At 62.4% G+C, this 25,315-nt stretch carries 18 protein-coding genes and 2 rRNA genes (1 of these 20 only partly in view); 15 read left to right on the top strand and 5 right to left on the bottom strand.

The window, feature by feature from the left end; all coding sequences use genetic code 11:
- The 8 genes from ACE4QZ_RS23320 to ACE4QZ_RS23285 form a co-directional block, all read left to right on the top strand.
- A 23S ribosomal RNA gene (locus ACE4QZ_RS23320) occupies positions 1–1,801 on the top strand; it begins 1,092 nt to the left of the window's first position.
- Between the two features lie 130 nt (positions 1,802–1,931).
- Positions 1,932–2,047, top strand: a 5S ribosomal RNA gene (gene rrf / locus ACE4QZ_RS23315).
- 183 nt (positions 2,048–2,230) lie between these two features.
- Positions 2,231–5,713, top strand: coding sequence for an exodeoxyribonuclease V subunit gamma (gene recC / locus ACE4QZ_RS23310; RefSeq protein WP_103443763.1), 3,483 nt, complete (start codon positions 2,231–2,233; stop codon positions 5,711–5,713).
- Positions 5,710–9,384, top strand: coding sequence for an exodeoxyribonuclease V subunit beta (gene recB, locus ACE4QZ_RS23305; RefSeq protein ID WP_410480199.1), 3,675 nt, complete (start codon positions 5,710–5,712; stop codon positions 9,382–9,384). Before recC ends, recB begins: the two co-directional genes overlap by 4 nt.
- Positions 9,381–11,456, top strand: a complete 2,076-nt coding sequence (gene recD / locus ACE4QZ_RS23300; protein ID WP_135192968.1) for an exodeoxyribonuclease V subunit alpha — start codon at positions 9,381–9,383, stop codon at positions 11,454–11,456. Before recB ends, recD begins: the two co-directional genes overlap by 4 nt.
- A 100-nt stretch (positions 11,457–11,556) precedes the next feature.
- Entirely contained in the window at positions 11,557–12,123 is a 567-nt protein-coding gene (locus ACE4QZ_RS23295; protein WP_021784316.1) for a YfiR family protein, read from the top strand.
- Positions 12,120–13,391, top strand: coding sequence for a diguanylate cyclase domain-containing protein (locus tag ACE4QZ_RS23290; RefSeq protein WP_103463063.1), 1,272 nt, complete (start codon positions 12,120–12,122; stop codon positions 13,389–13,391). Before ACE4QZ_RS23295 ends, ACE4QZ_RS23290 begins: the two co-directional genes overlap by 4 nt.
- A gap of 4 nt (positions 13,392–13,395) precedes the next feature.
- The gene (locus tag ACE4QZ_RS23285; protein ID WP_021784314.1) at positions 13,396–13,887 is read left to right on the top strand and encodes an OmpA family protein; all 492 of its coding nucleotides are present in this window, start codon (positions 13,396–13,398) and stop codon (positions 13,885–13,887) included.
- 265 nt (positions 13,888–14,152) lie between these two features.
- Here ACE4QZ_RS23285 and ACE4QZ_RS23280 read toward each other — a convergent pair whose 3' ends face one another.
- Positions 14,153–15,103: a LysR family transcriptional regulator gene (locus ACE4QZ_RS23280; protein WP_021784313.1), complete on the bottom strand. Its 951-nt coding sequence runs from the start codon at positions 15,101–15,103 to the stop codon at positions 14,153–14,155.
- A gap of 132 nt (positions 15,104–15,235) precedes the next feature.
- Between ACE4QZ_RS23280 and ACE4QZ_RS23275 the strand changes: the two genes are divergently transcribed.
- Positions 15,236–16,762, top strand: a complete 1,527-nt coding sequence (locus ACE4QZ_RS23275) for a CoA-acylating methylmalonate-semialdehyde dehydrogenase (RefSeq protein WP_021784312.1) — start codon at positions 15,236–15,238, stop codon at positions 16,760–16,762.
- Between the two features lie 10 nt (positions 16,763–16,772).
- The gene (mmsB, locus tag ACE4QZ_RS23270; RefSeq protein ID WP_010955321.1) at positions 16,773–17,660 is read left to right on the top strand and encodes a 3-hydroxyisobutyrate dehydrogenase; all 888 of its coding nucleotides are present in this window, start codon (positions 16,773–16,775) and stop codon (positions 17,658–17,660) included.
- Positions 17,661–17,808: 148 nt separating this feature from the next.
- Here the strand turns inward: mmsB and ACE4QZ_RS23265 are convergent, their stop codons facing one another.
- Together ACE4QZ_RS23265 and dmeF are read right to left on the bottom strand one after the other, a co-directional pair.
- Entirely contained in the window at positions 17,809–18,153 is a 345-nt protein-coding gene (locus ACE4QZ_RS23265) for a cupin domain-containing protein (RefSeq protein WP_003251579.1), read from the bottom strand.
- 96 nt (positions 18,154–18,249) lie between these two features.
- Positions 18,250–19,179: a CDF family Co(II)/Ni(II) efflux transporter DmeF gene (dmeF, locus tag ACE4QZ_RS23260; RefSeq protein ID WP_103463062.1), complete on the bottom strand. Its 930-nt coding sequence runs from the start codon at positions 19,177–19,179 to the stop codon at positions 18,250–18,252.
- A 70-nt stretch (positions 19,180–19,249) separates the two neighbouring features.
- Here dmeF and ACE4QZ_RS23255 point away from each other — a divergent pair, with 70 nt between their 5' ends.
- Complete coding sequence (locus tag ACE4QZ_RS23255) at positions 19,250–19,525, top strand: metal/formaldehyde-sensitive transcriptional repressor (RefSeq protein WP_021784309.1); 276 nt, start codon at positions 19,250–19,252, stop codon at positions 19,523–19,525.
- 105 nt (positions 19,526–19,630) lie between these two features.
- Here ACE4QZ_RS23255 and ACE4QZ_RS23250 read toward each other — a convergent pair whose 3' ends face one another.
- Entirely contained in the window at positions 19,631–20,512 is an 882-nt protein-coding gene (locus ACE4QZ_RS23250) for a LysR substrate-binding domain-containing protein (protein WP_028698122.1), read from the bottom strand.
- 78 nt (positions 20,513–20,590) lie between these two features.
- Between ACE4QZ_RS23250 and ACE4QZ_RS23245 the strand changes: the two genes are divergently transcribed.
- Entirely contained in the window at positions 20,591–21,355 is a 765-nt protein-coding gene (locus tag ACE4QZ_RS23245) for a sulfite exporter TauE/SafE family protein (RefSeq protein WP_410480198.1), read from the top strand.
- Here the strand turns inward: ACE4QZ_RS23245 and ACE4QZ_RS23240 are convergent.
- Positions 21,345–21,659, bottom strand: a complete 315-nt coding sequence (locus tag ACE4QZ_RS23240) for a putative quinol monooxygenase (RefSeq protein ID WP_003251589.1) — start codon at positions 21,657–21,659, stop codon at positions 21,345–21,347. The genes ACE4QZ_RS23245 and ACE4QZ_RS23240 overlap by 11 nt on opposite strands.
- Before the next feature lie 163 nt (positions 21,660–21,822).
- On the opposite strand from ACE4QZ_RS23240, the gene ACE4QZ_RS23235 reads away from it, so the two are divergent.
- The 3 genes from ACE4QZ_RS23235 to ggt all read left to right on the top strand — a co-directional run bounded on the left by ACE4QZ_RS23235 (position 21,823) and on the right by ggt (position 25,278).
- Positions 21,823–22,413, top strand: coding sequence for an NAD(P)H-dependent oxidoreductase (locus ACE4QZ_RS23235; RefSeq protein WP_020193400.1), 591 nt, complete (start codon positions 21,823–21,825; stop codon positions 22,411–22,413).
- Positions 22,414–22,596: 183 nt separating this feature from the next.
- Complete coding sequence (locus ACE4QZ_RS23230; protein WP_021784306.1) at positions 22,597–23,493, top strand: LysR family transcriptional regulator; 897 nt, start codon at positions 22,597–22,599, stop codon at positions 23,491–23,493.
- Positions 23,494–23,610: 117 nt separating this feature from the next.
- Positions 23,611–25,278, top strand: coding sequence for a gamma-glutamyltransferase (gene ggt, locus ACE4QZ_RS23225; protein WP_021784305.1), 1,668 nt, complete (start codon positions 23,611–23,613; stop codon positions 25,276–25,278).
- Positions 25,279–25,315: the final 37 nt, after the last annotated feature.

Here is a 25,315-nt window from a genome sequence, read left to right as displayed (position 1 = left end):
CACTAGTCGAGTCGGCCTGCGCGGAAGATGTAACGGGGCTCAAACCATGCACCGAAGCTACGGGTATCATCTTATGATGATGCGGTAGAGGAGCGTTCTGTAAGCCTGTGAAGGTGAGTTGAGAAGCTTGCTGGAGGTATCAGAAGTGCGAATGCTGACATGAGTAACGACAATGCGAGTGAAAAACTCGCACGCCGAAAGACCAAGGTTTCCTGCGCAACGTTAATCGACGCAGGGTTAGTCGGTCCCTAAGGCGAGGCTGAAAAGCGTAGTCGATGGAAAACAGGTTAATATTCCTGTACTTCCAGTTATTGCGATGGAGGGACGGAGAAGGTTAGGCCAGCCTGGCGTTGGTTGTCCAGGTTTAAGGTGGTAGGCTGAAATCTTAGGCAAATCCGGGATTTCAAGGCCGAGAGCTGATGACGAGTTGCCTTTAGGCGACGAAGTGGTTGATACCATGCTTCCAAGAAAAGCTCCTAAGCTTCAGATAACTGGGAACCGTACCCCAAACCGACACAGGTGGTTAGGTAGAGAATACCAAGGCGCTTGAGAGAACTCGGGTGAAGGAACTAGGCAAAATGGCACCGTAACTTCGGGAGAAGGTGCGCCGGCGAGGGTGAAGGACTTGCTCCGTAAGCTCATGCCGGTCGAAGATACCAGGCCGCTGCGACTGTTTATTAAAAACACAGCACTCTGCAAACACGAAAGTGGACGTATAGGGTGTGACGCCTGCCCGGTGCCGGAAGGTTAATTGATGGGGTTAGCGCAAGCGAAGCTCTTGATCGAAGCCCCGGTAAACGGCGGCCGTAACTATAACGGTCCTAAGGTAGCGAAATTCCTTGTCGGGTAAGTTCCGACCTGCACGAATGGCGTAACGATGGCGGCGCTGTCTCCACCCGAGACTCAGTGAAATTGAAATCGCTGTGAAGATGCAGTGTATCCGCGGCTAGACGGAAAGACCCCGTGAACCTTTACTATAGCTTTGCACTGGACTTTGAATTTGCTTGTGTAGGATAGGTGGGAGGCTTTGAAGTGGGGACGCCAGTTCTCATGGAGCCATCCTTGAAATACCACCCTGGCAACTTTGAGGTTCTAACTCAGGTCCGTTATCCGGATCGAGGACAGTGTATGGTGGGTAGTTTGACTGGGGCGGTCTCCTCCCAAAGAGTAACGGAGGAGTACGAAGGTGCGCTCAGACCGGTCGGAAATCGGTCGTAGAGTATAAAGGCAAAAGCGCGCTTGACTGCGAGACAAACACGTCGAGCAGGTACGAAAGTAGGTCTTAGTGATCCGGTGGTTCTGTATGGAAGGGCCATCGCTCAACGGATAAAAGGTACTCCGGGGATAACAGGCTGATACCGCCCAAGAGTTCATATCGACGGCGGTGTTTGGCACCTCGATGTCGGCTCATCACATCCTGGGGCTGAAGCCGGTCCCAAGGGTATGGCTGTTCGCCATTTAAAGTGGTACGCGAGCTGGGTTTAGAACGTCGTGAGACAGTTCGGTCCCTATCTGCCGTGGACGTTTGAGATTTGAGAGGGGCTGCTCCTAGTACGAGAGGACCGGAGTGGACGAACCTCTGGTGTTCCGGTTGTCACGCCAGTGGCATTGCCGGGTAGCTATGTTCGGAAGAGATAACCGCTGAAAGCATCTAAGCGGGAAACTTGCCTCAAGATGAGATCTCACTGGGATCTTGAATCCCCTAAAGGGCCGTCGAAGACTACGACGTTGATAGGTTGGGTGTGTAAGCGCTGTGAGGCGTTGAGCTAACCAATACTAATTGCCCGTGAGGCTTGACCATATAACACCCAAGCAATCTGCTACGCAGATTGTGGTGGTGAAGACGAAAGACCCGAAAATTCGTAAGACCACAAACATCACATATCCGGATTCGCCGGGCTGTCCATCTGGACATTCTGGCTACAGAATTTCTTGACGACCATAGAGCATTGGAACCACCTGATCCCATCCCGAACTCAGTAGTGAAACGATGCATCGCCGATGGTAGTGTGGGGTTTCCCCATGTGAGAGTAGGTCATCGTCAAGATTCATTTCGCAAAACCCCTATCTGCACATGCAGGTAGGGGTTTTGTCTTTGTGGGCAAAAAAGCCTGTGCCTGCTCGAAGCCCTGCGAGCACGCCCGCTCCCGCGGCCTGATGGCATTCGGCCGTTTCATGTACGCGTGATATCGTTCCCCTCTCAGCCATCAGCGCCTCCAGAGACCTTCCGATGCTCAACACCGCCCATCTCCATCCAGGCTTCATGATCGTTCACGGCAACCGCCTCGACGACCTGCGTAGCTTGGTAGTGAGCTGGATGCGTCGCTACCCGCTGGCGCCTCTGGAAAACGAAATTGCCCTGGTGCAAAGCAACGGTATCGCCCAATGGCTCAAGCTGGCCCTGGCTGAAGATCCGCTGGAGGATGACCTGGGCGGCTGCGGCATCGCCGCTGCAATCGATGTGCAACTGCCCGGTAGCTTTATGTGGCAGCTCTATCGCAGCGTGCTGGGCCGTAGCGAAATTCCCGAAGTGTCTCTGCTCGACAAGGCACCACTGACCTGGCGCCTGATGCGCCTGTTGCCAGCACTCATCGAGCGGCCGTATTTCGAGCCACTGCGGCGCTTCCTCACCGACGACAGTGACTTGCGCAAGCGCTACCAGCTGGCCGAGCGCCTGGCCGACCTGTTCGACCAGTACCAGGTCTACCGCGCCGATTGGCTCAAGGACTGGGCCACTGGCGAGCATGTCATCAACACGGCCCGCGGCGAGCGCAAAGTCCTGCCGCCAGGCAACCGCTGGCAAGCCGAGCTGTGGCGAGCATTGCTGGAGGATGTTGGCGAGCAAGGCATGGCACAGAGCCGCGCCGGAGTACACCAACGCTTCATCGAGCGCATCAACAGCCTGGAGCAGGCGCCTGCAGGGCTGCCATCGAGGGTGATCGTGTTCGGTATCTCTTCGCTGCCGGCCCAGGCCCTGGAAGCGCTGGCAGGCCTGTCGCGTTTCAGTCAGGTTCTGTTGTGCGTACACAACCCATGCCGTCATCACTGGGCCGATATCGTTGCCGACAAGGACCTGTTGCGCCATCAGTACAAACGCCAGCAACGCAAGCAAGGCATGCCCTTGCAACTGGACGACCAGACGCTGCACCAGCATGCTCATCCGTTACTGGCAGCCTGGGGTAAACAAGGCCGCGACTACATCAACCTGCTCGACAGCTATGACGACCCGGGCAGCTACCAGGGCGTGTTCAGCGACGGCCGCATCGACCTGTTCAGCGACGGTTCGCCCACCACGCTGCTCAACGAACTGCAGGACGACATTCTGGAGTTGCGCCCGCTCGCCGAGAGCCGCGAACTGTGGCCGCCAGTCGACACCACAAAAGACCGCTCGATCCGCTTCCATATCGCGCACAGCCCGCAACGTGAAGTGGAGATCCTCCACGACCAGCTGTTGGCCCGCTTCAGCGCCGACCCTAGTTTGCGCCCGCGCGACGTGATCGTCATGCTGCCGGACATCGACACTTACGCGCCACATATCCGTGCCGTCTTCGGCCAGTTGCAGCGCAACGACCCGCGATACATCCCGTTCACCCTGACAGACCAGGGCCAGCGTGGCCGCGAGCCTTTGCTGATCGCGCTGGAGCACCTGCTCAAACTGCCTGACAGCCGCTTCGCGGTCAGCGAAGTGCTCGACCTGCTGGACGTGCCGGCAGTCCGCGCCCGCTTCGGCATCCGTGAAAACGACCTGCCCACGCTGCACCGCTGGATCGAGGGCGCTGGCATCCGTTGGGGCCTTGACGCCGAGCAGCGGGCGAGCCTGGGCTTGCCCGCCGGGCTTGAACAGAACAGTTGGCGTTTCGGCCTGCGCCGCATGTTGTTGGGTTATGCGGTGGGGGTGGGTGAGGCCTGTGATGGCATTGAACCCTACGATGAAATCGGTGGCCTGGACGCGGCACTGATCGGCCCGCTGGTCGCGTTGCTTGATGCGCTCGAAGTTGCCTGCCAGGCCTTGTCCGAGCCTGCTACCGTCAGCCAGTGGGGCGAGCGACTGCATGCCTTGCTGAACGTGTTCTTCCTCGCCGAGGACGAAGGTGATGAATTCCTGTTGATGCAGTTGCAGGATCTGCGCGACAGCTGGCTTGAAGTGTGCGAGACCGTCGGCCTGCACGACCCGCTACCGCTTACCGTGGTGCGTGAAGCCTGGCTGTCGGGCCTCGATCAAGGCAAGTTGTCGCAACGTTTCCTCGCCGGTTCGGTCAACTTCTGCACACTCATGCCCATGCGCGCCATCCCGTTCAGGGTGGTCTGCCTGCTGGGCATGAACGATGGCGACTACCCGCGTGCGCAGCAACCGCTGGACTTCGACCTGATGGCCAGCGACTATCGCCCCGGTGACCGCTCACGCCGCGAAGACGACCGTTACCTGCTGCTTGAAGCGCTACTGTCGGCACGTGACCAACTGTATGTCAGCTGGGTGGGGCGCAGTATCCGCGACAACAGCGAACGCCCGGCCTCAGTGCTGATCGGCCAGCTGCGCGATCACATTGCTGCGGGCTGGCATTTGGCCGACGCGCAGCAGGGGCAGCCCGCGAAACCGGGCGAGCAACTGTTGCACGCACTGACCCAGGAGCACCCGCTGCAGCCATTCAGCCCTCGGTACTTCCAGAAGGGCAGCCCACTGTTCAGCTATGCCCATGAATGGCAGGTGCTGCACCAGCAGGGCGAGGCAGACGAGCAGAGCGAGCCGGGCCTGCCGCCATATCAGGACGCTGAAGCCCTGAGTCTGCACCAGCTGAATGATTTCTTGCGCCACCCGGTGCGGCACTTCTTCAGCCAGCGCTTGAAGGTGTACTTTGAGGCGCTGGAAGCGCCCACCCCGGACGAAGAGCCCTTCGTCCTCGATACCCTGCAACGCTACGGCGCCAGTGAAAGCCTGCTTGGCGCCGCCTTGGCCGCACCTGACAACGCCGAACAGGCCTTGCGCGCCCAGGCCCGACGCCTGCAGGCCTGCGGCTTACTGCCACTAGCCGGTTTCGGCGAACTGCTGCAAAACGAGTTGATCGAACCGCTGCCGGACCTGCTGCAACGTCACCAGCAATTGCTGCAACGCTGGCCACAGCTGGTCGAGGGCGCTTTGCCGGTGCATTTCGAGCACGGTCAGCACCGTCTGGAAGGCTGGCTGGGCCGGGTGTTCCAGGCGGAAGACCAGAGCCTGCTCAGCATCACCACAGTACCCAACACCATCAGTGCCGGGCGCAACAACCTGAAGTGGCACCGCCTTATCGCGCCCTGGGTTACGCACCTGGCGGCCTGTGCAGCGGGCTACCCCTATAACAGTGCATTGGTAGCCAGTGACCTGACCCTGTTGCTTGCGCCGCTGCCGCAAGCACTGGCCGCGCAACTGCTGGGCGACCTGTTGGTGGCCCGTCAGGCGGCAATGAATGCGCCGTTGCCAGTCGCGGCCAAGACCGCGTTCGCCTGGTTGGCCCAAGACGATGCCGATAAAGCCATGGCCGCAGCAGCTCGTGCCTACGAAGGCGACGAACGCACCAGCTTTGGCGAACGGAGTGAAAGCATTGCCTTGGCCCGCCAGTTCCGGGACTTTGCAGCACTCACCGCTGACGAAACGTTTGAAGGCTGGTGCGAGACCTTGTACCGCCCGTTGTTCACCGCCCCTTGGCAGACCTTGGGCAACCCGGAGAAAGGCGCATGACCCAGGACCGTCCGCTGGCACTGAGTTTCCCCCTGCACGGTAGCCAGCTGATCGAGGCCAGCGCTGGCACGGGCAAGACTTTCACCATTTCGGCGCTGTACCTGCGCCTGATCCTCGGGCACGGTGGCGAGCAGGGCTTCGAGCGTGAGCTGCTGCCACCGCAGATCCTCGTGGTGACCTTCACCGACGCCGCCACCAAAGAGCTGCGCGAGCGCATCCGCGCCCGCCTGGCTGAAGCCGCACGGTTCTTCCGTGGTGAGCTGGAAGGCGCTGATCCGCTGTTGCACCAACTGCGTGACGATTACCCGCAAGAGACTTGGCCGCGCTGCGCCGGCCGGTTGGAAATCGCCGTGCAGTGGATGGACGAGGCTGCGGTATCGACCATCCATGGCTGGTGCCAGCGCATGCTGCGCGAGCATGCCTTCGACAGCGGCAGCCTGTTCACCCAGACCTTGGAAACCGACCACAGTGAGTTGTTGGGCCAGGTCATGCGCGATTACTGGCGGCGCTTCTGCTATGGGATGCAAGGTGACGCTTTGACCTGGGTACGCGGCAACTGGGGGAGCCCCGACGCCTTGCTGCCGCACATTCGCCCGCTGTTCGGCCGTGTGCGCGTCCAGCAGGATGGGCCAGAGCCCGCCGCATTGATCCAAGCGTCGCTGCAGCAACGTGGCGCGCAGTTGGCGCGGATCAAGGCGCCATGGGCGCAGTGGGCCGAGGAGCTGCGGCAAATCTGCCGCGATGCGCTGGCTGCCAAGCAGGTCGACGGCCGCAAGATGCAAGCCCGTTACTTCGAGCCCTGGTTCGACAAGCTCTGCGCTTGGGCCAGCGATGAGCAACTGGTAGAGCTCGACTTGGGCACCGGCTTTACCCGGCTGACCCCGGCGGGCATGGCCGAGGCCTGGAAGGGAGAACCTCCCGAGCACCCAGCCCTCAACGCCATGCAGCACTTGCAGCAACAATTGCAGGCCCTGGACAGCCCGGATGCCCCGCTGCTCGAGCACGCGGCCAGTTGGGTATCGGCGCGTTTCGAAGTGGAGAAGCGCCGGCGTGCAGAAATGGGCTTCGACGACATGCTCGTGCGCTTGCAGCACGCACTCGCCAGCGAGGCCGGCGAGCGCCTGGCCAGTCTGATCCGTGAGCAGTTCCCGGTAGCGCTGATCGACGAATTCCAGGACACCGACCCGGTTCAGTACGGTATTTTCGAGCGCATTTACCAGATCAGCGAAAATCGCGCAGAAACCGGCCTGTTCATGATCGGCGACCCCAAGCAGGCGATCTACGCCTTCCGGGGTGCCGACATCTACACCTACCTCGCCGCGCGACGTGCCACCAGCGGCCGCCTGCACAGCCTGGACACCAACTACCGTTCCAGCAAAGCCATGGTGGCGGCGGTCAACCAGGTGTTCCTGCAGGCCGAGGCGCGTGAAGCGGGGCGGGGTGCATTCCTGTTCCGCGAGGCCGATGACAACCCGCTGCCATTCATCGAGGTGCGCGCCAAGGGGCGTGGCGAACAGCTGCTGATTGACGGTGAAGTCAGTGCAGCCCTGCAATGCTGGCAGCTGGAAAGTGAAGAGCCAGTCTCCAGCAGCGTTTACCGCCAGCAACTGGCCGCCAGTTGCGCCAGCCATATTGTTGCCTTGCTCAATGGCGGCCAGCAGGGCACGGCGGGTTTCCAGAATGCCGAAGGCGAATTGCGCGCCTGCTTGCCCTCGGACATCGCCATCCTGGTGCGCGATGGCCATGAGGCGCAGATGGTCCGCGCCGAACTGGCCGCTCGCGAGGTGCGCAGTGTGTACCTGTCCGACAAGGACTCGGTGTTTGCCGCCCAGGAAGCCCACGACCTGCTGGTCTGGCTCAAGGCCTGCGCCGAGCCTGACTCGGAGCGCCTGCTCAAGGCTGCTCTGGCCAGCCTGACACTGGGCCTGTCGCTGGCCGCGCTGGACCGGCTTAACCAGGACGAGCGGGTCTGGGAGAGCTGGGTGATGCGTTTTCGTCTTTACCGCGACACCTGGCAGCGCCAGGGGGTGTTGCCGATGTTGCGCCACCTGCTGCATGACTTCCAGCTACCGCGCACGCTGATCCGCCGCAGTGATGGCGAGCGGGTGCTGACCAACCTGCTGCACCTGGCCGAGCTGCTGCAGCAGGCTGCTGGCGAGCTGGACGGCGAACAGGCGCTTATCCGCCACCTGGCCGAGCACCTGGCCAGTTCCGGGCAGGCCGGTGAAGAGCAGATCCTGCGCCTGGAGAGCGACGAACAGTTGGTCAAGGTGGTGACCATCCACAAATCCAAGGGCCTGGAATATCCCTTGGTCTACCTGCCATTCATCTGCACCAGCAAACCGGTGGATGGTAGCCGTCTGCCGCTGGCGTGGCATGACAGCGAAGGTAACGCCCACGTCACCCTTACACCTGACCAGGAGCAGATCGAGCGCGCTGACGACGAGCGCCTGGCCGAAGACCTGCGCCTGCTCTACGTGGCCCTGACTCGCGCCCAGCATGCTTGCTGGCTGGGTGTCGCCGACCTCAAGCGCGGTAATCAGAAGAGCTCGCAGCTGCACCGCTCGGCTTTTGGCTACCTGCTGGGGGGCGGCCTTGCCTTGGCTGGCTCGGTGCAACTGACGGACTGGTTGCAGGCTTTGGCGGCAGGTTGCCCGCACATCACTTGCCCAGGCTTGCCACAGGCGGACGAGCAGATGTATCGCATGCCACACGCCGAACGTGAACTGCTGCCAGCACGCAGGCCACGCCGTGCGGCTGCCGAGCACTGGTGGATCGCTTCCTACAGTGCCCTTCGTGTTGGTGATCAGACCCTCGGCGCCGACAGCTCGCAGGCCCAGCAACTGCTGGATGACGAGGTGGCCGATGCCCAGATGTTGCGTGAAGTCCCGGCCGACAGCGGCGATATCCATCGCTTCCCGCGGGGGCCTAACCCCGGCACCTTCCTCCATGGTTTGCTGGAGTGGGCGGGCCGTGAGGGCTTCTGCGAGGTCAGCGGCAACCCTCAACTGATCGAGCGTACCGTTGGCCAGCGCTGCAACCGCCGTGACTGGGCCGGCTGGATCCCCACCCTGAGCCACTGGATGCAACGTTTGCTGGGCGAGGCGTTGCCGCTGCCGGGCGGCGACCAGAGCGTAACCCTGGGCCAGCTGCGTCATTACCAGATCGAAATGGAGTTCTGGTTCGCCAGCCACCGGGTCGACGCAGAACAACTCGATCGCCTGGTGGCGCGTCACACCCACCCCGGTCTGGCGCGCCCGGCTGCGCAGCCGACAGTGCTCAACGGCATGTTCAAAGGGTTCATCGACCTGGCGTTCGAGCTGGACGGGCGTTACTACGTGACCGACTACAAGTCCAACTGGTTGGGTCCGGACATCCAGGCCTACGATGCCATGGCCATGGAAAAGGCGATTCTTGAGCACCGCTACGACCTGCAGTATGTGCTGTACCTGCTGGCCCTGCACCGCCAGTTGCGCGCGCGGCTGGCGGACTACGATTATGACCGCCATGTTGGCGGCGCCCTGTTCATCTTCCTGCGCGGTGCCAGCAGCAGCGGCCACGGTGTGTACCACGCCAAGCCACCGCGTGAGCTGATCGAAAGCCTCGATGCGCTGTTCCGTGGCGAGCACGCGCCGGTACAGCAGGACCTGTTTGCCGGAGTTGCGCCATGAGCCGAAGCCTTGTCGACCTGTTGCCCACCCCGTTGCACGCAGAGCACCTGCTGGCGCTGGCACCGCAGCACAACAGCGCTGACCTGCTGCAATTGCTCGACCGTTGGGTTGAGCGGGGCTGGCTACGAGCCCTGGACCGCGCATTCGTCTCGTTCCTGGAAGAGCGCGCCCCCGGCAGTGATCCCTTGCTATTGCTGGCGGCAGCGCTGGCCAGCCACCAACTTGGGCACGGGCATGTCTGCCTCGACCTGCAACAAACCTTGGCCGAGCCAGATTTCGCACTGTCGTTGCCGCCGGAAGGTGATGCCCTGATCGGCCCCTTGCTACTGCCATCGCAACTGCTGGCCAACCTTGACTTGAATGCCTGGCTTCAGCGCATCATCGCTAGCCCGCTGGTGGCCGCAGGTGATACGCCTGACCAGCAAGCGCGGCCACTGGTACGCAGTGGCGAGCGCCTTTACCTGCGCCGTTACTGGAGTTACGAACGGCGCATCGACCATGCCCTGCGCCAGCGCCTGAGTCAGGCCGAAGCACCGCCTGCAGACCTGCCAGAGCGCCTGGCGCAACTGTTCGAGGGCGGCGCGCCAGCTGGCCAGGTGGACTGGCAGAAGCTCGCCTGTGCCTTGGCCACCCGTGCCGGTTTCAGCATCATCACTGGCGGCCCCGGTACTGGCAAGACGACCACCGTGGTGCGCCTGCTGGCGTTGCTGCAGGCACCGGCAGTGGAGCAGGGCAGGCCACTGCGCATCCGTCTGGCTGCACCGACCGGCAAGGCCGCTGCGCGCCTGACCGAATCCATTGGCCAGCAAGTCGAGCGCCTGCAAGTCAGCGCCGAAGTACGCGGGCAAATCCCTACTGAAGTCAGCACCGTGCATCGCCTGCTCGGTAGCCGCCCGGGCTCGCGGCACTTCCGCCACCATGCTGGCAACCCGTTGCCGTTGGATGTGCTGGTGGTCGACGAGGCGTCGATGATCGACCTGGAAATGATGGCCAACCTGCTCGATGCCTTGCCGCCGCGGGCGCGTCTGGTGCTGCTGGGCGACAAGGACCAGTTGGCTTCGGTTGAGGCCGGCGCGGTGCTGGGTGACCTGTGCCGCGATGCTGAGGAGGGCTTTTACTCGCCGGCGACTGCAGCGTGGCTTCAGCAGATCAGTGGCGAGTCGCTGGCCGGCAGTGGCCTCAAGACCGGCGATGAGCAGCGCCACCCATTGGCGCAGCAAGTGGTGATGCTGCGGTTCTCAAGGCGTTTCGGTGAAGGCAGCGGTATCGGCCAGTTGGCCAGACTGGTCAATCGTCAGGACGCTCACGCGGCGCGCAACCTGCTGGCCACGGCGCCGGCCGACGTGCACAGCCTGGCGCTCAAGCACGAGCAGGATCGTGCTTTCGACCGCCTGCTACTCGATGGCCTGAACCGCGGGACCGATGGCCCGCAAGGCTACCGCAGCTACCTGCGCACCCTTGGCCGTTACCGGCCGGCACTTGATACCGCCTTTGACGATCCCGCCTGGGAGCAATGGGCGAGCAAGGTTTTGCGCAGTTTCGAAGATTTCCAGTTGCTGTGCGCGGTGCGCCGGGGTGCCTGGGGTGTCGAAGGCCTCAACGAGCGGGTGGCGCGGGTGCTGCACAATGCCGGTCTGATCGACAGCCAGCAGCCTTGGTACGAAGGGCGCCCGGTGCTGGTGACCCGCAACGACTACGGCCTGGGTCTGATGAACGGTGACATCGGCATTGCCCTGCGCCTGCCGGATGAGCATGGCCAGCCGCTGCTGCGTGTGGCCTTCCCGCGCAACGATGGCAATGGTGGTGTGCGGTTCGTTCTGCCGAGCCGGCTCAACGAAGTGGAAACGGTATTCGCCATGACCGTGCACAAGTCCCAGGGCTCGGAGTTCAGCCACACTGCCCTGGTGCTGCCGGATGCGCTCAACCCGGTGCTGACCAAGGAACTGGTGTACACCGGCATCACCCGGGCCAAGCACTGCTTCAGCCTGGTTGAGCCACGCCAAGGCATCTTCGAAGAAGCGGTGGCGCGCAAAGTACGGCGTATTTCCGGGTTGATGCTCGAACAGGTCTAGGGCCATGAAACCCATTACACGTGGCCGCATGTTCATACAATAAAGCGGCCATGTGCTATCGTTGCGCCGATATCGGAAGGGGCTTGAAGGGATTTCCCACATGAACGTGGCCGCAAGGCGAGTGACAAGCTGTGCGCTTTCGCTATTGCTGGCCGTCCTGTTCCTTTCTGCAGGCGCTGCCCAGGCAGACCCCGGTACAACTGCCGCCCAGGCACAGCAACGCGCCAAGGCAGTCACCCAGGTAGTACTGGGTATCTTCAGCTACGCCCGCTGGCCCGTCGAACCTTCTCCTTTGCGCCTGTGCCTGGTCGGCCCGACCGAGTACGCCGACGATCTCATCAAGGGCCATGTCCAGGAGTCTGGCCGGCCGCTGCAGGTGCGGCGCCTGCTGGCAGAAGACACCCAGGTCGCCCAGGCCTGCGATGCCATCTACATCGGCAAGCTTGACCAGGGCCAGCGGGATCGACTGTTCCAGCGTATCGGCGGCCGCCCGGTGCTGAGCATCAGCGAGGCGGATGACCCCTGCACGGTCGGCAGCCTGTTCTGCCTGCGGGTCAGCGACCAGCAGGTGGCCTTTGAAGTCAATCTCGACTCGGTGGCACGCTCTGGCGTGCACATTCACCCCAGCGTGCTGCAATTGTCGCGGCGCCGGGCGGAGCAGCCATGAAGCCGACCCGCAAGCGTACCGTGCGCCCGACCCTGCGCTCGGTGCTGGGCCGTGGCCACCTTAGCGTCGCCTTGCTTGCCGTTGGCCTGGCGGGTATCTCTCTTACCCTGCTGGGCGTGCTCGCCCTGCGTGTCTATGCCAACCATAACCTGCAGCTGATCGCCCGCTCGATCAACTACACCGTAGAAGCGGCGGTGGTGTTCGATGACAGCGCCGCCGCCAATGAATCGCTGGCGTTGATTGCCAGTACCGAAGAAGTGGCCGAGGCCAAGGTCTTCAACAACGAGGGCGAGCAACTGGCGCACTGGCAACGCGACAATACCGGCATGCTCGCGCAGCTGGAGGTGCAGGTTGCCACTGCCTTGCTGGAAGAGCCGGTCATTCTGCCGATCGTGCACCAGAACCAGCAGGTTGGGCACATCGAGCTGGCAGGCCAGGGCAGGAGCCTGTTGCTGTTCCTGTTCAGCGGCTTGGCCGGGATTCTGTTCTGTACGGTGCTCAGCGCTTTGGCTGCCCAGTATCTGTCGCGGCGCCTGCTCAGCGATATCACCCGCCCCCTGCGTGGCCTGGCCAGTGTCGCCCATGCCGCCCGCCGCGAGCGCCGCTTCGACCGGCGCGTACCAGAAGCGCCGATTGCCGAGCTCAACGAACTGGGTAACGACTTCAATGCGCTGCTGGATGAACTGGAGGTGTGGCATAGCCACCTGCAGAGCGAAAACCAGACCCTGGCCCACCAGGCCAGCCACGACAGCCTGACCGGCTTGCCCAACCGCACCTTCTTTGAAGGGCGCCTGAGCCGCAGCGTGCAAAATGCGGCGCGCCAGCAAGACCACCTGGCAGTGCTGTTCCTCGACAGCGACCACTTCAAGCAGATCAACGACACCCTTGGCCACGCCGTGGGTGACGAGGTGTTGATCAGTGTGGCCGAACGTGTGCGCGCCCAGCTGCGCGAGCAAGACCTGGTGGCGCGCCTGGGGGGCGACGAGTTTGCCGTGCTGTTGACGCCTTTGCATTCGCGCGAGGACGCCGAACACATTGCCGAGAAGATCGTTGCCAGCATGAAGTTGCCGGTGCAACTGGACAGTGGCCGCAGTATCGCCACCTCGCTGAGCGTCGGTATTGCCTATTACCCGGATGACGGCGCTGACCCGGCCAGTCTCCTCAATGCCGCCGATGCGGCAATGTACCAGGCCAAGCGCAAACGCCGTGGCCATTGGCAAGTGGCGCAGACGGAACGGTCCGCCAACGAAATCAGGAACAGGAGTTGAACCCGTGATGCAAGCCTTACGATTCCCGCTTTGGGCCTTGTTGCTCGCCATGCTGGCGCTGACCGGTTGTCAGAGCGCACCCCCCAAGGGCCTTACCCCAGAACAGATTGCTGTGCTCAAGCGCGAAGGTTTCACCCCGACCGATGAAGGTTGGGCCTACGACTTGTCTGGCAAAGTGCTGTTCGGCAGCGATCTGGACAGCCTCAACGGCCAGAGCCAGGCGATTGTCGAGCGCATCGGCAAGGCGTTGCTCGGCGTTGGTATCCAGGGCGTGCGGGTGGACGGGCATGCCGACTCGTCGGGCAAGGCGGCATACAACCAGCAACTGTCCGAGCGCCGCGCGCAAAGCGTGACCAAGGCGCTGGTGGGGGTTGGCATGCAGGCGCAGAACATTCAGAGCCGCGGCCTGGGCAGCAGCCAGCCGGTGGCGGACAACCGCACCAGCGCCGGGCGTACCGAGAACCGTCGGGTGTCCATCGTGGTAGCGTCCTACTGATCGTTGACGCTCGGGCTGTCACATATCCCCTGTAAGCGTGGGCAACGCGGCCTGGCACCGGCTTCGCCGGTGTTCGCGGGCAAGCCCGCTCCTACAGGGGCTGTGTTGCCTTCGGAAATGCGCAGGCCCATCAGTCAAATATCCCCTGTGGGAGCGGGCGTGCCCGCGAAGCAGGCAACGCGGTGTGTGGTACCGGCTTCGCCGGTGTTCGCGGGCAAGCCCGCTTCCACAGGGTCTGTGTCGCTCTCTGAATTGCGCAGGCCCATCAGTCCTGGGCAAAGCGTATCTCGCGGGTTTGCCCCATCAACAACGGCGCATTCGCCTCGGTCACCCCACGGATGTAATCCCACAGCAGGGTAATGCGCTTCAACTTGCGCAAGTCCTCCCGGCAGTACATCCAGAATTGCCGCGTCACCTCGATCTCCTCCGGCAACACCGTGACCAATCGCGGGTCCTGCGCGGCGAGGAAGCACGGCAATATCGCCAGCCCGCGCCCCTGCAGCGCTGCCGTGTACTGCGCGATCACGCTGGTACTGCGCAGATGCGCGCTGGCGTTGGGGATCAGGTTGGCCAGGTACAGCAGCTCGGAGCTGAACGCCAGGTCATCCACGTAACTGATGAACGGGTGTTTGGCCAAATCCCCCACCTGGCGGATCGGCGCGTGGCTGTCCAGGTAATCCTGGGTCGCGTACAGGCGCAAGCGGTAGTCGCACAGCTTGCAGCACACATAAGGTCCATGCTCGGGCCGCTCCAGGGCAATGACGATGTCCGCCTCACGCTTGGACAGGCTGATGAAGTGCGGCAGCGGCAGGATGTCTACCGAAATCGCCGGGTAGGCGTCGACGAAGTGGCTTAGCTGCGGCGTGATGAAAAAGCTGCCAAAGCCCTCCGTGCAGCCCATGCGCACATGGCCCGACAACGCCACCCCCGACCCGGACACCTGCTCGCACGCCATGTGCAGCGTGCTCTCGATCGATTCGGCATAGCCCAGCAGGCGCTGGCCCTCGGCGGTCAGCACAAAGCCGTTGGTGCGCGACTTTTCGAACAGCAAGGTGCCCAGCGCACCCTCCAGCGAGCTGATGCGTCGCGACACGGTGGTGTAGTCCACGCTCAGCCGTTTGGCAGCACTGCTGGCCTTGCGGGTGCGAGCCACTTCGAGGAAGAACTTCAAATCGTCCCAGTTGAGCGCGCTCAGGGATGTGAGGTCTTTTTGCATGATGATCCGGTTTTTTTGTGCGTTCTTGTTGGATGTTTGCACATCTATACTCGAAACAAGCCTCAGGACGCCACCTCGCGTTTGCCCGGCGCTGGCGATCTCGTCCCGACAATAATTCCAAGGAGAACGCAGATGAACGCACCGCAATCCCCTAACAGCACCAAGGTTGAGCAGGTCAAGCTGCTGATCGACGGCCAGTGGGTCGAGTCCAGAACCACCGAATGGCGTGACATCGTCAACCCGGCCACCCAAGAGGTGCTGGCGCGCGTACCGTTCGCCACCGTCGAGGAAGTCGATGCAGCCGTGGCCGCCGCGCACCGCGCATTCCAGACCTGGCGTGACACCCCGATCGGCGCGCGCATGCGCATCATGCTCAAGCTGCAGGCGCTGATCCGCGAACACACCAAACGCATTGCCCAGGTACTCAGCGCCGAGCAGGGCAAGACCCTGGCCGACGCCGAAGGTGATATCTTCCGCGGCCTGGAAGTGGTCGAGCACGCGGCGTCCATTGGCACCCTGCAGATGGGCGAATTCGCCGAGAACGTCGCCGGCGGTGTCGATACCTACACCTTGCGCCAGCCGATCGGCGTGTGCGCTGGCATCACCCCGTTCAACTTCCCGGCGATGATCCCGCTGTGGATGTTCCCCATGGCCATCGTCTGCGGCAACACCTTCGTGCTCAAACCATCCGAGCAGGATCCGCTGTCGACCATGCTTCTGGTCGAGCTGGCGCTGGAAGCCGGCGTACCGGCCGGCGTGCTGAACGTGGTGCACGGCGGCAAGCAGGTGGTGGATGCCATTTGCACCCACCAGGACATCAAGGCGATTTCCTTCGTGGGCTCTACTGAAGTCGGTACGCACGTGTACAACCTCGGCAGCCAGCATGGCAAGCGTGTGCAGTCAATGATGGGCGCCAAGAACCACGCGGTGGTGTTGCCTGATGCCAACCGCACGCAAACCATCAATGCGCTGGTCGGTGCTGCCTTCGGCGCGGCGGGCCAGCGCTGCATGGCGACCTCGGTGGCAGTGTTGGTGGGAAAGGCCCGCGAATGGTTGCCGGATATCAAGGAGGCTGCCAGCAAGCTCAAGGTCAATGCTGGCTGCGAGCCGGGCACCGACGTTGGCCCGGTGGTTTCCAAGCGGGCCAAGGAGCGTGTGCTGGGCCTGATCGAAAGCGGTATCAAGGAAGGCGCCAAGCTGGAACTCGACGGCCGTGACGTCAAGGTACCGGGCTATGAGCAAGGCAACTTCGTCGGCCCGACCCTGTTCTCGGGCGTGAAGACCGACATGCAGGTGTATACCCAGGAAATCTTCGGCCCGGTGCTGGTGACCCTGGAAGTCGACACGCTCGACGAGGCCATCGCCCTGGTCAACGCCAACCCGTTTGGCAACGGCACCGGCCTGTTCACCCAGAGCGGCGCGGCAGCACGCAAGTTCCAGAGCGAGATCGATATTGGCCAGGTCGGCATCAACATCCCGATCCCGGTACCCGTACCGTTCTTCAGCTTCACCGGCTCGCGTGGTTCCAAGCTCGGTGATCTCGGGCCGTACGGCAAGCAAGTGGTGCAGTTCTACACTCAGACCAAGACTGTCACTGCTCGCTGGTTCGATGACGACAGCGTCAACGACGGTGTGAACACCACCATTAGCCTGCGCTAAGGAGTACGTTATGCGTATCGCATTCATCGGCCTGGGCAACATGGGCGCGCCCATGGCTCGCAACCTGATCAAGGCCGGGCATCAGCTGAACCTGTTCGACCTGAACAAGGCCGTGCTGGCAGAGCTGGCAGAACTGGGCGGGCAGATCAGCCCCTCGCCCAAGGACGCGGCGGCCAACAGCGAGCTGGTGATCACCATGCTGCCGGCCGCAGCCCATGTACGTAGCGTGTATTTGAACGAGGACGGCGTACTGGCCGGCATTCGCCCTGGCACGCCGACCGTTGACTGCAGCACCATCGACCCGCAGACCGCACGTGATGTGTCCAAGGCCGCAGCGGCGAAGGGCGTGGACATGGGTGATGCGCCGGTTTCCGGTGGTACTGGCGGCGCCGCGGCGGGCACCCTGACGTTCATGGTTGGCGCCAGTACCGAGTTGTTCGCCAGCCTCAAGCCGGTACTGGAGCAGATGGGCCGCAACATTGTGCACTGCGGGGAAGTCGGTACCGGCCAGATCGCCAAGATCTGCAATAACCTGCTGTTAGGCATTTCGATGATCGGCGTATCCGAGGCCATGGCCCTGGGTAACGCGTTGGGCATCGATACCAAGGTGCTGGCCGGCATCATCAACAGTTCGACCGGGCGTTGCTGGAGCTCGGACACCTACAACCCGTGGCCGGGCATCATCGAAACCGCACCGGCATCGCGTGGCTACACCGGTGGCTTTGGCGCCGAACTCATGCTCAAGGACCTGGGGCTGGCCACCGAAGCGGCACGCCAGGCACACCAACCGGTGATTCTCGGTGCCGTGGCCCAACAGTTGTATCAGGCCATGAGTTTGCGAGGTGAGGGTGGCAAGGACTTCTCGGCCATCGTCGAGGGTTATCGCAAGAAGGATTGATGCAAGAGGTGGATTTCATCGCGGGCCAGGCGGCCTTCCCTCTGTAACTGCGCACCAGAGGGAAGGGCGTCTGCTTCGCGATTTTTTTTGTCCACGCTTACAGGTATTGCGTGGCCGTTGCAGGAGCGGGTAAACCCGCGCCTACAAGTCAGGCGAAGACGAAATACTTGCGTACAGTCTCGACCACTTCCCAGGTACCTTTCATGCCTGGCTCGATAACGAACACATCACCCGCTTTCAGGTGCTTCGGCTCTTCGCCTTCCGGGGTGATGATGCAGTAGCCATCGAGGAAGTGGCAGAACTCCCATTTATCGTAGTTGACCTCGAACTTGCCTGGGGTGCAGATCCAGGTGCCCATGATTTTGCTGCCGTCGGCCGACAGGTAGGCATTGAGGTTGACGGTGTGCGGATCGCCGCCGATGCGCTTCCACTTGGTGGCGTCCACGACCGGCGTCGGGCAGGTTTCGCGCAGGACGGTGATGAAATCGGACATGGCACAACTCCTGGTGACTGGCTGAATGACTGGTCACCATAGGCCCAACGGCCGCGCCGCAGTTGCCTGGGCTCGACGTCCAGGTGTCTGGCCGCGCTATGGCAGGCGGTTTACCTCGACAGTGATGTGCGCCAACTCTTCGTGCACGGCCAGGGCCTGGCGCACGCCGTCGGCATTCAGTGTGGCCTGGGTGGCCAGGCCAAGAATGCAGGCGTACTGGTCCCTGCCCACCCGCCAGACATGCAGGTCGGTGATACTGGCCGGCGCCGGCAATTGCGCTACCACTTCTCGGATTTCCGCCACAACTGGGGCGTCCATCTCGGCGTCCAGTAACACTCGCCCGGTATCGCGCAGCAGGCCACGGGCCCACAGCGCGACCAGCAGCGCACCGACGAGGCCCATCGCTGGGTCGAGCCAACTGGCGCCCCAGAACTTGCCGGCCAGCAAGGCAGCAATGGCCAGCACCGAAGTGGCGGCATCGGCCATCACATGCAGGTAGGCCGAGCGCAGGTTCAGGTCGTGGTGGTGATGGTGATGATGATCGTGGCTGTGAGGGTGATGGTCATGATGATGGTCATCGCGTAGCAGCCAGGCGCAGATGAGGTTGACGGCGAGGCCCGCCACGGCAATCAAGATAGCCTCGTCATAGTGGATCTGTCCCGGCGCCAACAGCCGTTCCACCGACTGGAACGCCATCAGTCCGGCCACGCCCAGCAATAGCAGTGCGCTGGAGTAGCCGCCGAGAATTTCGATCTTCCAGGTGCCGAAGGCAAAGCGCCGGTCACCTGCATAGCGCCGAGCGGCAGCGTAGGCCAGCAAGGACAGGCCAAGTGCCAGGGCGTGGGAGCTCATGTGCCAGCCGTCGGCCAGCAGCGCCATGGAGTTGAAGTACCAGCCTCCGGCAACCTCCGCCACCATCATCATTGCGGTCAGCCAAACCGCCAGGCGGGTTTTGCGCTCAGCGCCCAGGTTGCTGGTGTGGAACTGGTGGCTGTGCTGCCAGCGGTCTGAGGTTTGTGTCGCCATGGTTTATCATGCTCCCGGAAGATCGAGACAAATACTATACCCCAGTATACCTAGCATGGTGTTAAGCCCAATGGCACATACCCTGAAGAGCAAGAAGCAGCTGTTGACCCGGGTGCGCAAGATCAAAGGCCAAGCCGCCGCCCTGGAGACGGCGCTGGATCAGGACAAGGACTGTCTGGCGATCCTGCAGCAGATCGCTGCCGTGCGCGGCGCGGTGAACGGGCTGATGGCCGAGGTGATGGAAGGGCACATCCGCGATCACCTCGTGGCGGACGGCCTGAGTGCCGAGGAACGGCAGGACGAGGCAGACAAGGTGGCGGCGTTGTTGCGTTCTTATCTGAAGTAGGGGGTCGCCGTACCCTTTCACGAATACCCCAGGGGGTATCAATACCCTCACGGTCCGAGCGGTACGCGAACGAGTTTGTGGAAGCAGTCGTGCCAGCGAAGGCTGTCAATGGGTAAAGGTGGCTACCAGCTCTGCGGCATAGCCCGGCAATGTCGCAAAATCCCGCGCGCACACCAGCAACCGGCGGTTGGCCCATGGCTCCTGCAGCGCAACCCAGTGCAACGGCAGCATGCCTTGCCAGCGCTGTACTGCCGCCAGCGGCACGACCCCGATTCCGGCCCCGCCCGCGACCATGCGGATCACCCCATCAAACCCCTCGGCACGCACCCGGACCTGCATGCGCTGCCCCTCGTGCAGCGCTTGCTCTTCCAGATACAACCCCAATGCACTGCCGGCCCCCAGGCCTACATAGCCATGGGCCAGGCTGTCGACGAAACTTGGCGCCAGCGCACTGGCCAGGGGGTGGCCCTGGGGCGTCACTAGCACCAGCGGGTCGTCTCGAAACTGCCGGGTCTGCAGGTGCTCGCTGGGGGCGGCTGTGGAAACGATACCCAGGTCGGCCATGCCTTGGGTAATTGCCTGCACGATGCGCAAACTCGGCAGCTCTTGCACATCCACGCTGACGCCCGGGTTTTCAGCCAGGTAGCTGGCCAGCAGTTCGGGCAGGTATTCGGTCAGCGCTGCGGTGTTGCACAGCAGGCGCACTTGGCCTTGCTGCCCTTGCGCGTATTGGCCCAGGTCGAATTGCAGGCGTTCGACCTGCTGCGTTATCAGCCGTGCATGCTGCAAGAGTGCCTGGCCAGCCGGCGTTGGTTGTACGCCACGGCGGTTACGTTCCAGCAAGGGAATGCCCAGCGATGCTTCCATGGCGCGAATGCGCGCACTGGCTGCCGGCAGCGACAGATGGCTGCGGCTGGCGCCGGCGGTAATGTTGCCGCACTCCAGGGTGTGCAGGAACAGCTTGAGGTCGATCAGGTCGAAATGCATGTGGCTCTGTCCTGGCAAGAGGCTGGCTGAGTATATGGCAGATTCTCACGTTGCCCGGGGTGCGCCATCATCGGCCCCATGACTACCTTGCTCGCGTTCTACCAGAACATTGGCCCGGCACTGTCGTTGCTGGTTGTACTGACCTTCCTGCTGGCTGGGGCAGTGAAGGGGGTCATTGGCCTGGGCCTGCCGACCATTGCCATGGGCCTGTTGGGCCTGGCTATGCCGCCAGCGCAGGCTGCCGCTTTGCTGATCGTGCCCTCGACCCTCACCAACCTGTGGCAGTTGGCCTGCGGCGGGCACTTGCGAGGGTTGTTGGTCCGCCTGGGGCCGATGCTGGTATTGATCTTTGTCGGCACCTTGCTGGGCAGCGCCTGGGTGGGAATCAACAGTGGCCCATGGGCTGCGCACGCGCTGGGGGGCGCCTTGCTGGTCTATGCGTTGTATGGGTTGGTCGGCTTGGGCTTGCATGTGAAACCGGCACACGAGCGCTGGCTGGGACCGCTTTGCGGGCTGGTCACGGGTGTGGTCACCGCGTCGACCGGGGTGTTCGTGATGCCAGCGGTGCCTTATCTGCAGAGCCTGGGTTTGAACCTCGAGCAGATGATCCAGGCCCTGGGCTTGTCGTTTACGGTGTCGACCCTGGCCTTGGCCCTAGGTCTGGCCGGGCAGGATGCCTTGGGTGGCCAGGCGCTAGGAGCGTCGCTGCTGATGCTGGCGCCGGCCTTGCTCGGCATGCTGGCGGGGCAGTGGCTGCGTCAGCGGATCAGCGCGCTGCTGTTCAAGCGTTGCTTTTTCATCGGCCTGGCCGCACTCGGCGGCCATCTGCTGATCAGCGGCTAGCGGACGAAGCGCTGAGCATGTCGACCCTCTGGATATCGAAATCGCGCTCCAGGTAGTCCATGCGCTTTTCGAAGAAGGCGGCCATGTGCGGGAGGGCCGAGTGCACGTCCAGCGCGGCCTTGTCGGCCCACACTTCGAAGAACACAAACAGGCTCGGGTCCTGCTGGTCGCGCAGCATGTGGTATTCGATGCAGCCGGGTTCCTGGCGGCTTGGCTCGACGTAGGGACGGAACAGGTTTTCGAACGCATCAGCCATTTCCGGGCGGGTCTTGGCTTTGAGGATAAAGGCGAACGGCTCACTCATGGGGCGCTACTCGGTGATGGGGGGTGACGCTATTCTACGGCAATAATGTATTGCTCATTCGTGACTTCTGGTCAATTGTATTTTGCCCCGTCACCGCTGTATCCCGCCCCCGCGAGCCTCTAACCTGCCGGCATCAATTTTTGATTCGGCCGTGGAGGCCAGCATGAAAAAGATCCTTCTGCTCAATGGTGGTAAACAGTTCGCTCACTCCGAAGGCCGTCTCAACGCGACCTTGCACGAAGCGGCCATCGCTCATCTGGACCGCGCCGGTTTCGATGTGCGCCAGACGTTCATCGATGGCGGCTACGATGCCCAGGAAGAGGTGGAGAAATTCCTCTGGGCCGATGTGGTGATCTATCAGATGCCCGGCTGGTGGATGGGCGCGCCGTGGACCGTTAAGAAGTACATCGACGAGGTATTCACTGCCGGCCATGGCAGCCTGTATGCCAATGATGGCCGTACCCGTTCGGACCACTCGCAAAAATACGGCAGCGGTGGTTTGGTGCACGGCAAGCAATACATGTTGTCGCTGACCTGGAACGCGCCGCAGCAGGCGTTCGATGACCCGAGCGATTTCTTTGAAGGCAAAGGGGTGGATGCCGTGTACTTCCCGTTCCACAAGGCCAACCAGTTCTTGGGTATGACCGGCCTGCCGACCTTCCTGGCGGTGGATGTGATGAAGCGCCCGGATGTGCCGGCGGCGTTGGCAGCTTATGAGGCGCATCTGGACAAGGTGTTTGGCAAGGCACAGTAATTTTATGCCTGTACGGGCCTATTCGCGGGCTTGCCCGCTCTCACAGGTATTACACAGGTTTCAAGGACTTTGCAGTACTTGTGGGAGCGGGCAAGCCCGCGAATAGGCCCGTACAGGCGCCGCTGGACTTGGCCTCGACAAGCGGTTATCTAATCCTTGCACAGACCAACCACAGGCCTAGATGTGAAAACCCGATCCGAAGAACTCCAGGTATTCGTCGCCGTCATCGACTGCGGCTCGATTTCCGCTGCTGCCGAGCAGATGGGCCAGACCCCGTCTGCCGTCAGCCGCACCCTGTCGCGCCTGGAGGGCAAGCTGGGCACCACGCTGGTCAACCGCACCACCCGGCGCATGGACCTTACCGAAGAGGGTCGTTATTTTCTTGAGCGCTCGCGGCTGATCCTGCAGCAGATGGACGAGATGGAAGAGCGTCTGTCGATGAACCGCCAGACCCCGACCGGGCGATTGCGCATCAATGCTGCGGCGCCGTTCATGCTGCATGCCATCCTGCCGTGGATCGGCGAGTTCCGCCGCCAGTACCCGGGCATCGAACTGGAACTCAACACTGACGACCTGATCATCGACCTGCTGGAGCAGAGCACCGATGTGGCGATCCGCATCGGTGAACTGGCCGACTCCAGCCTGCATGCGCGCAGCCTGGGTTGCAGTCCGGTGCAGGTGCTGGCCAGTCCGGCCTACCTGGAGCAGCACGGCACGCCACGGGAGGTCGAGGAGCTGGCCGACCACTGTCTGCTCGGCTTCAGCCAACCTGAGTCGCTCAATCATTGGCCGCTACGCCACGCTCAGGGCGATCGTTGGAGCATCCGCCCGACGCTGGTCGCTTCCAGCGGCGAAACCCTGCGCCAGCTGGCGCTGGCCGGGGAGGGCATCGTCAGCCTGTCGCACTTCATGACCCACGAAGATATCCGTACAGGGCGCCTGCAGGTGCTGCTGAGCGAGGCCAATAATGGCTACCGTCAGCCGATCCACGCGGTGTATTACCGCAACACCCAGTTGGCGCTGCGCATCCAGTGCTTCCTGGATTTCATCCAGCGCAAGCTGGCCATGTACGCCTGCTGAGTTGCCTGAACGCGACAAATTCTGTCCACAGGCGGCGAAACTTCCGACGGTTGATTGCACAGTCGAAGCGCTTCGGCCTTACTGAGTGCTCGACAAAAACAACACCAAGGAAGTGTCATGCGCATTGTCCCTTTCCAGTACCTGGCTCTCGCAGCCGCGATCCTGAGCTGTTCCTCGGTTTACGCCGCCACGCTGGAGGGCGGCGCGGTGGCCGCCCCCGATCAATATGGTGCACAGGTGGCCGCCGATATTCTGAAAAAGGGCGGCAACGCAGTAGACGCGGCAGTGGCGACCGCCTTCACCCTGGCGGTGACTTACCCGGAGGCCGGTAACATCGGCGGTGGCGGCTTCATGACCCTGTTCGTCGATGGCAAGCCTTACTTCCTCGACTACCGCGAAGTCGCGCCCAAGGCCGCCACACGCAACATGTACCTGGACGACAAGGGCGAGGTCATCGAGAACCTCAGCCTGGTCGGGGCACGTGCCGCAGGTGTACCCGGTACGGTAATGGGCCTGTGGGAGGCGCACCAGAAGTTCGGCAAGCTGCCCTGGAGCGAGTTGCTGACCCCGGCCATCGGCTATGCGAAAAACGGCTTCAAGGTGGCAGAAAAGCAGTACCAGTACCGCAACGATGCCCAGGGTATGTTCAAGACCGCGACCAACTTCAACGATTACTTCGGCAACATGAAGGTCGGCGAGCTGTTCAAGCAGCCGGAAATGGCCCAGACCCTGGAGCGTATAGCCGACAAGGGCGTGAGCGAGTTCTATCAAGGCAAGACCGCCGATTTGCTGGTGGCGCAGATGCAGGCTGACAAAGGCCTGATTACCAAAGACGACCTTAAGGATTACAAGGCGGTATGGCGTGAACCGATGGCCGTGAGCTGGCGTGGCAATGTGGTGTATACCGCGCCGCCACCGAGCTCCGGCGGTGTGGCGCTGGCCCAGTTGCTGGGCATCAAGGAAGACCGCGCGGCCGACTTCAAAGGGGTGGCGCATAACTCGGCGCAGTACATCCACCTGTTGGCCGAGATCGAGAAGCGGGTGTTCGCCGACCGCGCCGACTACCTGGGCGACCCGGCCTTCACCAAGGTGCCGGTGGACCAGCTGGTGGCCAAGGATTACCTGGCCAAGCGCGCAGCCCAGGTCAACCCGAAGGCCATCTCCGAGACCGACAAGGTCAAGCCGGGCCTCGAACCGCACCAGACCACGCATTTCTCGATCATCGACAAGCAGGGCAACGCGGTCAGCAATACCTACACCCTCAACCTCGACTACGGCAGTGGTGTGGTGGTGAAGGGCGCCGGTTTCCTGCTCAACGACGAGATGGATGATTTCAGCGCCAAACCGGGGGCGGCGAACGCCTTTGGCGTGGTCGGCGGTGATGCCAACGCGATCGAACCGGGCAAGCGCATGCTGTCGTCGATGAGTCCCAGCCTGATGACCCGCGATGGCAAGGTCGAGCTGGTTATCGGTACCCCGGGTGGTTCACGGATCTTTACCTCGATCTTCCAGGTGATGAACAACCTGTACGACTACGGCATGCCGCTGGACAAGGCGGTGGCGGCGCAGCGCGTGCACCATCAGTTGCTGCCCAAGGACACCATCTACTTCGACAGCTATGCGCCGCTGACCGGTCCGGTAGCTGACGAGCTGAAGAAGATGGGCTATGTGCTGGAGGACCAGGGCTGGGAGATGGGTGACATCCAGGCGATTCGAGTCGATGGAGCGAAGCTTGAGACCGCTTCTGATCCACGTGGGCGTGGGGTGGGGATGATCGTCAAGTGATGCTGTGCAAGCCGTGCTGACGCATTCTCGGGTAAAC

This window comes from Pseudomonas sp. DCA-1 (assembly GCF_046523955.1).
GTDB classification, from domain to species: Bacteria; Pseudomonadota; Gammaproteobacteria; order Pseudomonadales; family Pseudomonadaceae; genus Aquipseudomonas; species Aquipseudomonas putida_Y.
The sequence above is the reverse complement of the archived record's forward strand: the minus strand, read 5'-3'. Positions and strand labels throughout refer to the sequence as shown.